The 14,567-nt window shown below is 41.4% G+C and carries 17 protein-coding genes and 1 pseudogene; all 18 read right to left on the bottom strand.

The annotated features are described in order from the left end of the window. Positions 1 to 5: 5 nt before the first annotated feature. The 18 genes and pseudogenes from truB to rimP all read right to left on the bottom strand — a co-directional run bounded on the left by truB (position 6) and on the right by rimP (position 14,544). Positions 6 to 905, bottom strand: coding sequence for a tRNA pseudouridine(55) synthase TruB (gene truB, locus ACWOEX_RS01725; RefSeq protein ID WP_455297535.1), 900 nt, complete (start codon positions 903 to 905; stop codon positions 6 to 8). A 132-nt stretch (positions 906 to 1,037) separates the two neighbouring features. Continuing rightward, entirely contained in the window at positions 1,038 to 1,796 is a 759-nt protein-coding gene (fabI, locus tag ACWOEX_RS01730; RefSeq protein ID WP_455297536.1) for an enoyl-ACP reductase FabI, read from the bottom strand. A 22-nt stretch (positions 1,797 to 1,818) separates the two neighbouring features. Continuing rightward, positions 1,819 to 2,586: a carboxyltransferase subunit alpha gene (gene accA, locus ACWOEX_RS01735; protein WP_455297537.1), complete on the bottom strand. Its 768-nt coding sequence runs from the start codon at positions 2,584 to 2,586 to the stop codon at positions 1,819 to 1,821. Next, positions 2,579 to 3,379, bottom strand: a complete 801-nt coding sequence (locus tag ACWOEX_RS01740) for an acetyl-CoA carboxylase carboxyltransferase subunit beta (protein ID WP_455297651.1) — start codon at positions 3,377 to 3,379, stop codon at positions 2,579 to 2,581. Before ACWOEX_RS01740 ends, accA begins: the two co-directional genes overlap by 8 nt. Before the next feature lie 72 nt (positions 3,380 to 3,451). After that, a pseudogene (locus tag ACWOEX_RS01745) lies at positions 3,452 to 4,780 on the bottom strand (acetyl-CoA carboxylase biotin carboxylase subunit); the annotation flags it as partial. Between the two features lie 26 nt (positions 4,781 to 4,806). After that, positions 4,807 to 5,187, bottom strand: a complete 381-nt coding sequence (locus ACWOEX_RS01750; protein WP_455297538.1) for a 3-hydroxyacyl-ACP dehydratase FabZ family protein — start codon at positions 5,185 to 5,187, stop codon at positions 4,807 to 4,809. A 41-nt stretch (positions 5,188 to 5,228) separates the two neighbouring features. After that, the gene (gene accB, locus ACWOEX_RS01755; RefSeq protein ID WP_455297539.1) at positions 5,229 to 5,714 is read right to left on the bottom strand and encodes an acetyl-CoA carboxylase biotin carboxyl carrier protein; all 486 of its coding nucleotides are present in this window, start codon (positions 5,712 to 5,714) and stop codon (positions 5,229 to 5,231) included. A 1-nt stretch (position 5,715) separates the two neighbouring features. Next, a complete protein-coding gene (gene fabF, locus ACWOEX_RS01760) occupies positions 5,716 to 6,951 on the bottom strand; it encodes a beta-ketoacyl-ACP synthase II (RefSeq protein ID WP_455297540.1) in 1,236 nt (411 codons plus the stop codon). A gap of 18 nt (positions 6,952 to 6,969) precedes the next feature. Continuing rightward, positions 6,970 to 7,701 (bottom strand): 3-oxoacyl-ACP reductase FabG, encoded by a 732-nt coding sequence (fabG, locus tag ACWOEX_RS01765; protein WP_455297653.1) that lies wholly within the window; start codon positions 7,699 to 7,701, stop codon positions 6,970 to 6,972. Positions 7,702 to 7,949: 248 nt separating this feature from the next. Then, positions 7,950 to 8,198 carry an acyl carrier protein gene (locus ACWOEX_RS01770; protein WP_455297541.1) on the bottom strand — a complete coding sequence of 83 codons (249 nt, stop codon included), beginning with the start codon at positions 8,196 to 8,198 and terminating at the stop codon, positions 7,950 to 7,952. Positions 8,199 to 8,346: 148 nt separating this feature from the next. Continuing rightward, positions 8,347 to 8,811 carry a MarR family winged helix-turn-helix transcriptional regulator gene (locus tag ACWOEX_RS01775; RefSeq protein WP_455297542.1) on the bottom strand — a complete coding sequence of 155 codons (465 nt, stop codon included), beginning with the start codon at positions 8,809 to 8,811 and terminating at the stop codon, positions 8,347 to 8,349. 25 nt (positions 8,812 to 8,836) lie between these two features. Then, entirely contained in the window at positions 8,837 to 9,271 is a 435-nt protein-coding gene (gene fabZ / locus ACWOEX_RS01780) for a 3-hydroxyacyl-ACP dehydratase FabZ (RefSeq protein ID WP_455297543.1), read from the bottom strand. A gap of 177 nt (positions 9,272 to 9,448) precedes the next feature. Beyond that, complete coding sequence (rbfA, locus tag ACWOEX_RS01785; protein WP_455297544.1) at positions 9,449 to 9,811, bottom strand: 30S ribosome-binding factor RbfA; 363 nt, start codon at positions 9,809 to 9,811, stop codon at positions 9,449 to 9,451. Positions 9,812 to 9,821: 10 nt separating this feature from the next. Next, the gene (gene infB / locus ACWOEX_RS01790) at positions 9,822 to 12,167 is read right to left on the bottom strand and encodes a translation initiation factor IF-2 (RefSeq protein ID WP_455297545.1); all 2,346 of its coding nucleotides are present in this window, start codon (positions 12,165 to 12,167) and stop codon (positions 9,822 to 9,824) included. A 20-nt stretch (positions 12,168 to 12,187) separates the two neighbouring features. Then, positions 12,188 to 12,508 carry a L7Ae/L30e/S12e/Gadd45 family ribosomal protein gene (locus ACWOEX_RS01795; protein WP_455297546.1) on the bottom strand — a complete coding sequence of 107 codons (321 nt, stop codon included), beginning with the start codon at positions 12,506 to 12,508 and terminating at the stop codon, positions 12,188 to 12,190. After that, complete coding sequence (gene rnpM, locus ACWOEX_RS01800; protein ID WP_455297548.1) at positions 12,505 to 12,795, bottom strand: RNase P modulator RnpM; 291 nt, start codon at positions 12,793 to 12,795, stop codon at positions 12,505 to 12,507. The genes ACWOEX_RS01795 and rnpM overlap by 4 nt, the downstream gene beginning before the upstream one ends. Before the next feature lie 14 nt (positions 12,796 to 12,809). Further along, a complete protein-coding gene (gene nusA, locus ACWOEX_RS01805; protein WP_455297550.1) occupies positions 12,810 to 14,054 on the bottom strand; it encodes a transcription termination factor NusA in 1,245 nt (414 codons plus the stop codon). Between the two features lie 19 nt (positions 14,055 to 14,073). Then, on the bottom strand, positions 14,074 to 14,544 hold the full coding sequence (rimP, locus tag ACWOEX_RS01810; protein WP_455297552.1) for a ribosome maturation factor RimP: 471 nt from the start codon (positions 14,542 to 14,544) through the stop codon (positions 14,074 to 14,076). Positions 14,545 to 14,567 lie beyond the last annotated feature (23 nt).

Consider the following 14,567-nt stretch of genomic DNA (forward strand, 5'->3'; position numbering starts at 1 on the left):
TTCTACTATCGAAACATTTTAACTGGTTTAACTTCTGTTACCTGCGTCGGATGCACATCATAGATCGCTTTGAGATGCTCACCAATATATGCACAAACAGGTAAAGTGTCTGGTAATTGATGTCTATGTAGCACTGCACCATTTTCTACTAAACGCACAAGCGAGTCTGGAACGTGCCAAACGGGATAATCGGCTAACGCCTGTTCAACAGGGTGAAGGAACGACCGATCATTGTTCGCCATTTTGTCTGAAATATCATCCAATGTTAGGCAGTCTGCTGCATCAAACGGTTTAACCCCTTGTCGTGTTAAACGAGTCATCGTTGCTGGGATACCTAATTTATTTCCTAAATCAGTGGCCAAGGTCCGAACATATGTCCCTTTACCGCACACAACATGAAAAGAAAATGTCTGACGGCCTTTTGATGAATCGAAGATCGAGACATCAGTCTTGTCAAATTGATGTACAGTAATCTGCCGCTTTGGGCGTTCAACTGTTTCACCATTGCGTGCATAATCATAAAGTCTGCGTCCGTTGACTTTGACGGCAGAGTACATGGGCGGAATCTGCGTAATCTCACCGACTAGCGTCTGCATCTGTGATTGAATTGTTTGATCAGATACTGGTACATTCAATGGTTCAGACGCAATGATTTCACCACTTGCATCCTCAGTATCAGTACTAAACCCTAACGTAATCTCACCGACATATTCCTTCACTTTATCAGTCATCAATGAGACTAACTTGGTCCCTTCACCGACACAGCATACCAGCACACCATCAACATCTGGATCGAGTGTACCCGTATGACCAATCTTTTTCTCATGTAATATACGACGCAATTTAAAAACTACATCATGGCTCGTCATACCACGTTCTTTCCACACTGGAATGATTCCATCCATCTCGTTCCCTCCGTATCGTTTCACCATTTTATTATAGTTTGCGATAACTTTCAAAACCACTATCGTGAATAATATACAAATAAAAAACACGGAACGCACCGTCCCGTGTCCTTCTGCATGTGACGTCCGTTATTAGACTAAATGTACACCCTTATCAACATAAATAATGTCACCAGTAACACCACTTGCTAAATCACTCAATAAGAAAGCCGCCACATTACCGATCTGTTCTGTCGTGACACCTTTATTATCGATGGTACGTTCTTCAGAAGCCTTCAGCAACGTACTATGCTGTTTGATTCCTGTAATTGCTAAAGTCTTCACAGCACCAGCTGAAATGGCATTAACACGGATACCTTCCTGTCCTAATTCCGAAGCGAGGTAACGAACGTTTGATTCGAGTGCTGCCTTCGCAACCCCCATCATGTTGTAGTTCGGAATGGCGCGTGTGGAACCGAAGAACGTCATGGTCACTAAACTACCATGTTCATTCAAGATCTCACGTGCATAACGTGCCACAGCGATGAAGGAATAAGCACTGATATCCTGCGCTAAGTTATAGCCTTCTTTGGTCGTATGAATGAGCCCCTGTGTTAAGGTATCGCGATCAGCGAACGCGATGGCATGCATAATACCATCAACCTTACCATATTCATCTTTAATTTCACTGAAAGCTTTCTCGATATTTTCATCTTCAGCGACATCACATTCAATCATCGGAATATCTTCTGGAACAAAACGTTTCAAACTCTTTAGTAAACGTTCATTCTGATATGTCAAAATAACCTTACCATCTTGTGCTAAGATTGACTGCACAGCTCCCCATGCAATACTTTTCTTATTAGCGACACCCATTACTACAAATGTTTTTCCAGATAAAAAACCACTCATTTACAGTCCTCCTCAAAATTGACTAAAACCGTCTAAATCGCTGATATCTCTGCGTTAATAATTCTGTTTCTGATAACTGTCCCAGTTCCTGTAATGCTTCTGTTATTTCTTGTTTCAGCACAGTAAAATCATCACCATTATGATATTCAGGAATCACCTTTTCAATGATTTGATCTTTGAGTAAATCCTCCGGTGTTAATTTTAGTGTGCTGGCAGCCTCCTCAACGCGCGAAGCATCTTTGAAAAGGATACTCGCATATCCCTCTGGAGAGATCACGGAGTAGATACTATCATCAAACATCCAAACACGATCTCCTGACGCCAATGCCAACGCGCCGCCACTACCTGCTTCTCCCACAATAATTGTAAGGTAAGGTACACTTAAGCGTAGACCTTCTTTTAAGCACTGTGCGATAACAGATCCCACACCTTTATACTCCGCATCTGCATCAGACCACGCACCGGGCGTATTGATAAGCGTGAGTACCGGACGATGAAATTTCTCAGCTTGCTTCATTAATCGCAATGCTTTTCGATAACCTGCAGGCGTTGGGCTACCACCATGACGTTCAATCGTTTCAGCTGGTGTTTGCCCTTTTTGAATGCCTATCACTGTCAATGGTTGATCATTTAAATAACCGAGACCGCCAATAACCGCAGGATCATCTGCGTACGCACGATCACCATGCAACTCAAAGAAATGATCGACTAATTGATGAATCAGTGCTTGGGTTTGTATTTTCTCTCGGCTGCGTGCTGCGCACACTTTATCATACGCATGATTACTCATCCATCGCCACCTCTTTCTCGTGATGAAATTGCAACAACTGCACAACTGCTGAACGGATATCTTCTCTCGGAAGAACAGCATCAATGAAGCCGTTTTTCAACACGGTTTCCGCAGATTGGAAGTCATCAGGTGGTGTGGTGAGTGTCGTTTGTTCAATGACACGTCTTCCCGCAAAACCAACTAGTGCCTGCGCCTCAGCCAAAATAATGTCCCCCTGCATGGCATAACTTGCTGTGACACCACCAGTGGTCGGATCACAAAGCACAACGAGATAAAACAGTCCTGCTTCGTGATGCTTAGCCACCGCTTGCGATGTTTTTGCCATCTGCATCAGTGAATGGATGCCTTCTTGCATGCGAGCACCACCAGAAGCGGTGAACATTACGACAGGTAAACGCTGAGCCGTCGCCGTTTCAAACAATCGAGTAATCTTTTCGCCTGTCATGCTACCTAAACTTCCCATGACAAAAAATGGATCCATAATCCCAAATGCTGTTGACAAACCGTCGATACTTCCAATGCCTGTCATGACACTTTCATTAAGTGCTGTCTTATCTTTGCCTACAGCAACTTTTTGCTGATAGGCACCGTCTTCTAAAAACTGCTCAGGTACCGTTAACGCGTCATCCATCACTCGATAGTTATCGAATAACCAGTCTGCACGCTCGTAGGCTGTTAATCTAAAACCGTAACCACAGTTAGGACAGGTTTTATATTTACCTAGCTCTCTAGTAAAACAATCCTGGTGACATTTTGGACAGCGTGTCATCATTTCATCAGGAACTTGATTCATCTGCGTTTGTAACTGTTGATGATCCAATGAAACATCTACATTATCTACTAACAGAGGTAACGATTTTAGTGTCTCAATGGTTGTCGTTAAGTGACGACCATTCTGGAAATCATCGGTCATCAATAGCTGTGAAAGATAAGCTTTATTGGTTTTCACACCATCGATCGTCGTTTCCTGGAGTACGCGTTGCATCTTAGCAATGGCTTCTTCTCGCGTCTCACCGTGTACAATTAATTTTGCAATCATTGAGTCATAGAATGGTTGAATCACATCACCAGCAACAATCCCAGAATCAATACGTACACCGAGCGTACCAACTGGGAAATAGAGATGCTGAAGCTTCCCCGGCTGCGGCATAAAATCTTGTGCTGGATCCTCCGCATTTAAGCGACATTCAATCGCATGACCTGACAGTTGAATATCTGATTGTTTAAATGGTAACGGTTCCCCGGCTGCTACTAATAGTTGTGCCTTAATCAATTCTAAGCCTGTGACGGCTTCAGATATCGTGTGTTCCACCTGAAGTCTCGTATTCATTTCCATAAAATAGAACTGATGCGTGTCATCCATCAAAAACTCAAATGTTCCTGTATTAGTGTAGCCAATATGTGCTACTGCACGAGAAACGGTCTGCATTAATCGCTGACGTTCATCATCTGTAAGGAGTGAACATGGCGATTCCTCAATGACTTTTTGATGTTTGCGTTGCATTGAACAATCGCGTTCCGGCAAAGTTACAATGTTACTAAAAGTATCTGCAACAACTTGCACTTCAATATGCTTCGCTTGTGTGATGACTTTTTCGATATACATACTATCGTCGCCGAAAGAAACCAATGCTTCTTGTTGCGCTTCTTGGAATGCAACTTTCAACGTTGACATATCTTCAACACGACGGATACCCTTACCACCACCGCCAGCCGCTGCCTTTAGCAATAATGGAAAACCGATCGCATGCCCAATCTGCTCAGCCTCTGCTACAGAACGAACTACACCCTCACTCCCTGGAATTACAGGTACACCTGCTACTTGCATAGTCTCACGCGCACGTGCCTTATCTCCCATAATAGCCATCAATTCAGCATCCGGACCAATAAAAGTTATCTGACTTTCCGCACATCGTTCAGCAAATTTAGGATTTTCGGATAAGAAACCATAACCTGGATGAATGGCATCACAGGCCGTCAGCACGGCAGCACTCAAGATATTCTGCATATTCAAATAAGAATCTTTGGGCAATGCATCGCCAACACATATTGCCTCGTCTGCCAAGCGTACAAATAAACTGTCGCGATCAGCTGTTGAATACACTGCAACAGCTTTAATACCCATATCATGCAGCACGCGTATAATTTGTACAGCAATTTCACCACGATTAGCCACTAATACTTTGCTAAACATACTTCACCTTTTATCTAATAACTCCGTTATTGATCAACAATAATAAATGATAGATCCGCTTCACAAATGATTTCTTCATCACGCGTGACCGTACAGTGTCCTGTCCCTACTGTGTGACGGAATTTTTGCATTTCGACTGATAGAATCAGCTCATCACCGACTCTAAAATCATCATGAAATACAGCTTTTTTAATCCCTCCGAAGAATACATTCTTCTCTTGATTTTCAGGAAGGGAAAGAATCGCAGAAACGCCAGTTTGTGCCAATGCTTCTAGGATTACCGGACGCAAAAGTGCCTTATCATTTGTAGCTGTATCCGCTAAAAAGTAATCATTTTCTTGAACAACTTTTTTTGCTTTAGCACCTTTACCTGGTGTTACTTCTAAAAACTCATCAACCATTCGCATTGGATATTTCTGTGGTAAATCCTCTGCTGAAAACGTCATGCTCACTTTGTCTCACTCACTTTCATTAATGGTTGGTCATATTCCACCATATCACCATCTGAAACGAGAATTTCTGTTAATGTGCCTTTTATAGTACTTTTTACTTCTGTAAACATCTTCATCGCTTCAATGGTACATAGCACATCGCCAACTTCAACGGTGTCACCAATCGCTTTATACGTAGCATCATCTGGTGATGGTGACAGGTATACCAAGCCAACCATTGGCGAATTGATCATCTGACCAGTGTCTAGTTCCTGATCATCAACTACCGATGTCTTTTCATGTTGCTCTAAAGCACCAGATTCAACGACCTCTGCTGTCGAATCGCTAGCGGATGCTTGATGCAATGTATCACCTGAAATCAAAGTATCGCTCTGTTCACGTTTACTTAAATGAATCTGAAAATCTCCCTCTGACCAATCGAGCGCCATCGCATCTGATTGGTCAAATGTCTTCAATAACTCTTTGACATCTTTTAATTCCATGTTATGCCTCATATTTCTTGAAAGCTAACACAGCATTATGTCCACCGAAACCGAGTGAGTTACTCAACGCATAGCGAACAGGAGATTTTTTATTTTCATCATTGACGAGTGTGATTGGGCAGGCATCATCTTGCTCGTTGACGCCCACATTGACTGGTAATTGCTGATGAACAAGCGCACCGATTGTCGCAATAGCTTCCAATGCACCAGCGGCTCCCAAGGCATGTCCCATCATCCCTTTTGTACTGCTGACAAGAAGATGATCATTATCTATAAATAATTCATGAATACCCTGTGCTTCGGTACTATCATTCGCCTGTGTGCTTGTTCCGTGTGCATTGATGTAGTCATAATCTGTCAATGATACGCCTGACTGTTCAACAGCCATCGCCATGGCGCGTTTAGCACCAGCTGCTTCAGTATCCGGTGCAGTGACATGATAAGCATCGCTCGTTGAACCATAACCTGTGATTTCCGCTAAAATATTGGCACCACGGGCTTTTGCATGTTCGTAATCTTCTAATATTAATGTTCCCGAGCCTTCACCCATTACAAAACCACTACGATTTTTATCAAAAGGAATCGCTGCTTTCGTTGGGGCTGATTCAGTTGTCAAAGCTGTTAATGCCGCGAAACCAGCGACGCCAGCTTTACCGATCGGCGCTTCCGATCCTCCTGTAATCATGACTTTAGCTTTGCCTGCTTTGATCCATTCATAGGCATCCCCGATCGCATTTGTCGCAGATGAACAAGCAGTAACAATGCCTTGTGAAGTATTTTTTGCATTGTAAGCGATGGATAACTTACCCGCAGCCATATTAATAATGGCATTAGGGATAAAGAATGGTGAAACGCGTTTTGATCCTTTATTCAACATCTTGGTTACCTGTTCTTGGATAGTTAGTAAACCACCAATACCGGATCCCCACATCACACCGAGATCTTCGGGCGCTACACTATCCTCTGTTAAACCAGATTGTTCCCACGCTTCTGCAGTGGTATATAGAGCGTAATTGATAAATTTATCATTACGACGCGCATCACGTTTATCGAGTCGTTCACTTGGATCGAAATTCTTTACCTCAGCAGCAACCGTGATACCTGTTTCTTCATAATCATCGAATGCAGTGATGGTATCAATACCTACTGTCGAATCGAACAAATTATTTAAAAAAGTTTCTCTATCATTACCAATTGCGCCAATTGCGCCCATACCAGTAACTACGACTCTGTTCATAACCTACTCCTTTAATTACTAAATCGTTACGCCGCCATCTACTGTAATCACTTGACCTGTGATGTAATCGTTATTAGCAAGAAATACCACCGTATCTGCAATATTTTCTGGGGTACCAAAATGGCCCAATGGCACATTATCCAAAATTTCTTGCTGACGTCTATCGTTCATCGATTCAATCATTTGCGTCTTAATCATACCTGGGGCAATCGCATTTGCACGAACACCACGGCGCGCACCTTCTCTGGCCATTGTTTTTGTCAAACCAATGACACCAGCCTTACTAGCTGCATAGTTTGCTTGTCCCATATTACCGTGTAACCCAACAATACTTGCAAGGCTAATAATGACACCAGTACGGGCACGTTGCATTTTTTTGAAGGCGTATTTACTCATTAAGAAAGTACCAAACAAGTTTGTATCGATTACCGCCTTAAAATCTTCTGATTTCATACGTGGGAATAGCATATCACGTGTGATGCCTGCATTATTTACCAAAATATCAATGCGTCCATACTTATCAGTTGTTTCATTGATAATTTTTTTGACATCATCTTCTTCAGTCACACTACCCAAAATATTGGTATATGAGCCTTCGTATTCGGCCAGTTCTGAAATAGCTTCGTCACTTAATTCATGATGGGAATTGATCACAACAAAGTGTCCATCAGCTAATAAACGTTTTGAAACGGCTAAACCGATTCCTTTTCCGCCACCTGTAACAATGGCTACTTTTTGTTCAGTCACAATGACTCCCCTTCTTCCGTTCGTTTGCTATCATCATTTACGATTGATGTCACAACTCCTTTTTTAAGAAAATTTGTCTTCTGATGCATTTCTCAATAAAAAAGAGTTATATGCACAAAGGAGAGTATCCCAAACACCATTACGGTTGAATACTCTCCTAATTTTGAATCGCTCGCTACATCCAAATTGAAACGTTTATGCATTCACACACGTAGAAAATTCAAAATGAATGTGGCAATCGCTTTTGATCATTATTTGTTATTAATTTGGGTTAAAACGTATTCTGATAATTGATCCAATGTTTGAAGATCTTCGTTTTCATCAGTATCAATTTCGATATCGTATTCATCTTCTAAACTATCAATCACATCAAAGAGATCTAAACTATCAATTTCTAAGTCTTCTTGAATATTAACGTCTGGTGTAACTTTTTCTTCTTCAACGTCTAACTCTTCTACCAAAATTGTTTTAATCTTGCTGTATACTTCTTCTTTAGTCATTACAAATACCTCCAAAAAATTTTTATTTTAACAATTAGCTATCGCTAAGCGACAACGTTGTTTACCATAACATATTGTTCTTAATCATTCATATCAAACCGTTCAAGAATGATTTACAATGCAAGCTCAGATAAACGTTGCTGAGCAATTACTCTCTAACCTCTTTGATGACTTTTTCGACATCAATTAATGCGTTTTTGATATTCGCAATATTATCGTCATCAAGCCCTCTGAGATAAGGGGTCATAATCTTTTTATGTATCGCATTATGTGCGCGATACAATAATCGCCCCTTATTCGTTAATGCTAGAAAAGTTACACGACGGTCATTTTTATCGTGTACGCGTTCAACGTAACCTTTTCGTTCGAGTGAATTTAATTTAGCTGTTAGGGTCCCCTTACTCACGGATAGGCGTCTCGCGACATCAGTGGAACGTTTATCACCGTGTAATCCAATCACATGAATCACATGTAACTCTTTCGGTGTGATGTCATTGAATTGGCTATGCCTTAATGCATATTCTTCCGTTCGGATCATTTGATCATAAACTTCAAGCCATAATTGTTTGACTTCTGTATAACTTTTCCACCGCTCCCAATCGTTTTTCGTCACACTAACCGTCCTCTTTTCTCCACTCTTACTTATCTGAAATCGCAAACGTTAATACGGCGGAACACGCGGTTTGATTATCAACTGTTCCTTCACAGTTAACTTTCACGGTGTCCGCTGTTGCTTCCCGCACTGTTACATTGACAGTCAACACATCGCCAGGCAATACGACATGGCGGAATTTGGCACGATCCACCGACTGTAGTGAAACGGCTTTTTGACTGTTATCTTCCGTCTTTAAAATCAAAATTGATGCTGCCTGAGAAAGTGTTTCAATAATCAATACACCAGGCATTACAGGATTATCAGGAAAATGCCCTTGAAAGAATTCCTCATTAACTGATGCATTCTTCACACAAGTAATCGATTCGCCTGGAACCAACTCATCAACGCGATCAATAAATAATGTCGGATACCGATTTGGAAGCAAAGTCATAATCTCGTCTGCTTTCATGACACTCATCGTCTAACCACCTTTCTATACGCTATATCTCGCTTGCTCAATAGATTGTTATTTTCATCAATAATCAATGACGTGGTTATCGTATCTTAAAGTAGTTTGTAAGTCAAACAGTTTAACTATAGAACTATATCTGATACAAAAAAATAGGATCAGCCAATGGCTGATCCTATCAACTAACTATTCTTCATTATTGTCATCTTTATGAATTTGATTTAATAATTCATCAATACGTTGTCCGTAAGCGATCGATTGGTCACGTTCAAAACGAATATCAGGGGTTTTGTAAATATGAATGCGTTCGCCCACCTTACTACGCACGAGACCTTTAACCTTATCTAAAGATTCCGCTACAGCACGCTTCGATTCTTCATCATCGTTCAGCGTTGAGTAGTAAACTGTCGCATCTTGTAAATCACCCGTTAAATGTACATCAGTAATCGTGACATCCTTAACGCCTGGATCCTTAACCTCATGCATTAAAATATCTGTTACTTCACGCATAATCTGTTGTGATACACGCTCTACACGATATTTGGCCATTAGCTGCCTCCTATTGTTTCACTTCAACCATGTGGTACGCTTCAATTACGTCATCGACTTTGATGTCGTTATAATCTTGGATTGTCAAACCACATTCGTAACCTTTTTTAACTTCTTTCACATCATCCTTGTAACGACGTAATGATGCTAATTCACCTTCGTAAATCTTCACATTGTCACGGTATACGCGGATCTGACTCTTGTTGGTGATGTATCCTTCGTTAACGATACCCCCGCCGATCGTACCGACTTTAGAGACTTTATACGTTTCACGAATCGTTACTTCACCTGTTACTTCTTCACGGAAGGTTGGTTCTAATTGTCCTTTCATCGCGTGTTCAATATCTTCAATCAAATCGTAAATGATATTGTACGTACGGATATCAGTCTCAGTTGTTTCTGCTTCTTGGCGTGCATTCGTTGTTGGACGTACGTTAAACCCAACAATAATGGCATTGGAAGCACTTGCCAAAGAAACGTCGCTTTCATTGATCGCCCCGACAGCAGCATGGATGATATCCACCTTAACGCCCTCAACATCAATTTTGTTCAACGAACCTTTGATTGCTTCAACCGATCCCTGAACATCAGCTTTCAGGACGATATTAACTGTCTTGAGCGTACCTTCTTGCAAGGTATCAAACAAGTTGTCGAGCGTTACCTTAGTAGACTGGTTACGGCGCGCTTCTTGTGCACGCATTGCACGCTCACTACCGATCGCACGCGCTGTTTTTTCATCTTTAACAATGACAAAGCGGTCACCGGCAGATGGTGCTTCCTGAAGACCTGTAATTTCTACTGGCGTTGAAGGTCCAGCTGTTTGGATACGGCGTCCCTGGTCGTTGGTCATCGTACGTACACGTCCGAAAGTATCCCCAGCAACAATCGCATCACCGTGATTTAATGTCCCGTATTGAACTAATACTGTAGCTACAGAACCACGATGTGGGTCTAAACGCGCTTCAATAACAGATCCCATAGCGAGATGATCATGAACCGCTTCAAGCTCTTGGACATCGGATACTAACGTAATCATTTCAAGCAAGTCATCAATACCTTGACCGAATTTTGCTGAAATTTCAACGAAGATAGTATCGCCACCCCATTCTTCAGGAATCAATTCATATTCCATTAATTCCTGTTTCACGCGATCTGGGTTAGCATTTGGTTTATCAATTTTATTCACAGCCACAATAATCGGTACTTCAGCTGCTTTGGCGTGGTTGATCGCTTCAATCGTCTGAGGCATTACACCATCATCTGCAGCGACGACGATAACAACAACGTCAGTAACATCGGCACCACGTGCACGCATTGTCGTGAAGGCTTCATGTCCTGGCGTGTCCAAGAATGTTACTAAACGTTCATCATCAACGCGCACCTGGTAAGCACCGATATGCTGAGTAATTCCGCCCGCTTCACCTTCAACAACATTGGCTTGACGTAAATAGTCAAGTAAAGTCGTTTTACCATGGTCAACGTGACCCATGATCGTCACAACTGGTGGACGTGAATCTTTCTGATCAGCATCAGCATTCTCAGCTTCTTCGAAGTAAACATCGAAATCAGCTTCATCAATCTGGACTTTTTCTTCAGCCTGTACGCCATAGTCATCCAAAATTAATTCAATGGCATCACTTTCAAGTGAATCATTCTGCGTTGCCATCACACCCATGCCGAATAATTTTTTAACGACTTCGGCAGGTGAACGGTGTAATTTCTTCGCTAATTCCGCAACCGTCATGCCTTCAGTATATTCAATCTTGTCTGGGAGTTCTTTCGGTCCGTTAGCTTTCGGTTGGTCACGGTGAATAGTTTTACGCATGTTAGGATTGAATTTTTGCTTGTTACGCTGTTTTTTATCCTTTTTATTGCGTTTCTTCTTGTTATTTGATTTATTATTCTGCGCATTGTTGTCAGAACGATTACCACCCTTGTGGCTATCTTGGTGATTTTGATTTTTCTTGTTTTTCTTATGATTATTTTTGTTTTGGCGATGGTCATTGCTATCCTGCGTTTTAGATGAGTGAGCCGCATCTTTCTGTTGGTGAGAACCATTTGTATGTGTTTTTTTACCATTGTTTGCATGTGATTGATGTGAATGTCCGTTATTATTCTGACCACCGTGCGCTGCATTTTTGTTTTTAGATGATTGATTGTTGTTCTCTGCATGCGCAGTTTCTTGTTTAGGCGTTCCATTTTGATGAATGAATGATTTTACTTTATCCATCTCTTCATCCCCAATCATTGCCATATGACTCTTATAGGTAAAGCCAGCACGCTGCAATGCGTCTAGCATTTCCTTACTTGACATGTTATTTTCTTTTGCAAATTTATAAATTCTCTTTTTGGACATAACATCACCTTTCCCACTCATTAATTCATATCTGATACCTCAATATTCTTTGACTTCTCTAAAAACGATCGTGAAAAACCGCTATCTGTCAATGCACAGACTTTACGTTTCTTTCCGAGCGCATGACTCAATTCTATCGTTGAAAAATCGTCATTCAATACGATATGCTGTCGCTCGCACTTCAACCGAAAATCTTTTTTGGTTGATTCTGAAGCATCAGATGCTATGATCACAAGTTTGGCTTGTCGATTTAACAAGGCTTCGACGACTTGATCGTTACCGCTCACTAAACCACCTGCAACTTGCGCTAAACCTAATAAATTTAAACGTCGATCATTCATGGCATAATCTCTTTACGTGCCTTTTGGTGATCAACATATTCATAGAGTTCCTGATAAAACTCATCAGAAATTTGAACTTTTAAATGACGATCTAAAATATGTTTCTTTTGTGAGGTTTTAACAACCTCAGGCTCCATTACAATATAAGCCCCTCGACCGTTCATCTTTCCAGTCGGATCAATCGCCACCTCTTGTTCTGGTGTACGAACGATGCGAACGAGATCTTTCTTAGGATACTGTTCACCCGTTACGACACACTTTCGCATCGGTATTTTGCGTTTTTTCATTAGAGATCGCTCCCCTAATCTAATGTTTCCTCATCAGTAACCGTTGAATCAATCAAAGCCTCTTCATCAACTGTATTCTCTTCCGCAGATTCATCAAATAATTCATCCAGAGAAATATCATTCAGTGAGGTTTCAGTCACCTCTGTATCGGACTGAACTTCTGCATCCGTAGCTGTAGCATCAATCACCACGAACAATTCATCATACTCTGGTGAATCTTGGAAAGTTTCCCATTCGCTCGCTGATTTAATATCAATCTTGTATCCTGTCAATCGAGCGGCTAGACGAACATTCTGACCGCGACGACCAATTGCTAACGATAAATGATCATCAGGCACGACAATGACAACTGATTTTTCGTTCGGTACGAAATGTGCTTCTAAAACTTGTGCTGGATTTAAAGCATGACTAATGAAAATTTCTGGATCTTCGTCCCATTCGACGATATCCATATTTTCACCACGCAACTCATTGACAACTGTCTGAACACGTTGTCCTCTCTGTCCTACCGCAGTACCTACCGCATCAATATTTGGATCATGCGAGTACACTGCAACCTTACTACGATCACCAGCTTCACGCGCAATGGCTTTGATTTCTACAGTACCATCATAAATTTCTGGCACTTCTTGTTCGAACAAACGCTTGATAATATTCGGATGGGTACGACTCACATAGATTTGTGGTCCCTTTGTCGTGTTTTCCACACGTTCAACGTATACCTGGATACGTTCATGTTGCGTAAACTGTTCACCAGGAATTTGACCTTCATGTGTCAATACCGCTTCAATACGTCCTAAATTGACATATACAAAACGACGATCATGGCGTTCTACAACACCCGTTAATAAGTCGTCTTCATAATCAACATATTCTTCGTAAATCTTCGCACGTTCTGCTTCACGTAAACGTTGTGTGATTACTTGTTTTGCAGTTTGTGCAGCTAAACGCCCAAAGTTCTTCGGTGTCACTTCGAAATGAATATGATCGCCAATTTCATAGGCTCTGTGAATGGCTAAAGCGTCTTTTAATGAGACTTCCAAATTGGAGTCCATCACTGTATCGACAACTTCTTTGACAGCGTATACTTTAAATTCGCCTTTTTTCTCATCAAATGAAACTTCAACGTTTTGTGCTTGGTCGTAATTCTTTTTGTATGCAAAAATCAATGCAGACTCTACGGCCTCAATAATCGTATCTTTTGAAATATTCTTTTCTTCTTGAAGAATATCAAAAGCGTTGACCAGTTCCTTACTCACCGTTTTTAAACCCCTTCTCTTAAAATTCGATCGCTAATCGGATTAATGACACATTCTTACGTTCATAACTCTTTTCAATACGTTGTGTTTTATCTTTTGTTTCGAGGGTGTATGTTGAGTCATCATAGGCTAACAAACGCCCTTCGACTTCCTTCACCCCATCGATTTGTGCATAGAAATTGAGATGCACCCAATCGCCAATCGCTTTCTGAAGTGCGCGGTCATCTTTCAATGGACGCTCTGCTCCAGGTGAGGACACTTCTAAGAAATAAGCACTCGGGATTAAATCTGGTTTCTCATCGAGTACAACAGAGAGACGTTCGCTCACTGCCACACAGTCATCTAAAGTAACACCGGCGTCATTATCAATGAAAACTCTCAGATAATGATCACCGCCTTCTTTGGCAAACTGCAAATCAAATAATTCAAATCCCATCGCCGAAAGCTCCGGCTCAATCACCGTTTGAGCAGCTTCCGTAATTTTTGACATTCCCAACACCCCTCTCATTGTGT

This window comes from Aerococcus vaginalis (assembly GCF_053762225.1).

Bases quoted from the DNA above. Each gene is read 5' to 3' on its own strand.
- truB (WP_455297535.1), bottom strand. From the start codon at position 905: ATGGATGGAATCATTCCAGTGTGGAAAGAACGTGGTATGACGAGCCAT.
- fabI (WP_455297536.1), bottom strand. From the start codon at position 1,796: ATGAGTGGTTTTTTATCTGGAAAAACATTTGTAGTAATGGGTGTCGCT.
- accA (WP_455297537.1), bottom strand. From the start codon at position 2,586: ATGAGTAATCATGCGTATGATAAAGTGTGCGCAGCACGCAGCCGAGAG.
- ACWOEX_RS01740 (WP_455297651.1), bottom strand. From the start codon at position 3,379: ATGAATCAAGTTCCTGATGAAATGATGACACGCTGTCCAAAATGTCAC.
- ACWOEX_RS01750 (WP_455297538.1), bottom strand. From the start codon at position 5,187: ATGCGAATGGTTGATGAGTTTTTAGAAGTAACACCAGGTAAAGGTGCT.
- accB (WP_455297539.1), bottom strand. From the start codon at position 5,714: ATGGAATTAAAAGATGTCAAAGAGTTATTGAAGACATTTGACCAATCA.
- fabF (WP_455297540.1), bottom strand. From the start codon at position 6,951: ATGAACAGAGTCGTAGTTACTGGTATGGGCGCAATTGGCGCAATTGGT.
- ACWOEX_RS01770 (WP_455297541.1), bottom strand. From the start codon at position 8,198: ATGACTAAAGAAGAAGTATACAGCAAGATTAAAACAATTTTGGTAGAA.
- fabZ (WP_455297543.1), bottom strand. From the start codon at position 9,271: ATGAGTGTCATGAAAGCAGACGAGATTATGACTTTGCTTCCAAATCGG.
- rbfA (WP_455297544.1), bottom strand. From the start codon at position 9,811: ATGGCCAAATATCGTGTAGAGCGTGTATCACAACAGATTATGCGTGAA.
- infB (WP_455297545.1), bottom strand. From the start codon at position 12,167: ATGTCCAAAAAGAGAATTTATAAATTTGCAAAAGAAAATAACATGTCA.
- ACWOEX_RS01795 (WP_455297546.1), bottom strand. From the start codon at position 12,508: ATGAATGATCGACGTTTAAATTTATTAGGTTTAGCGCAAGTTGCAGGT.
- rnpM (WP_455297548.1), bottom strand. From the start codon at position 12,795: ATGAAAAAACGCAAAATACCGATGCGAAAGTGTGTCGTAACGGGTGAA.
- rimP (WP_455297552.1), bottom strand. From the start codon at position 14,544: ATGTCAAAAATTACGGAAGCTGCTCAAACGGTGATTGAGCCGGAGCTT.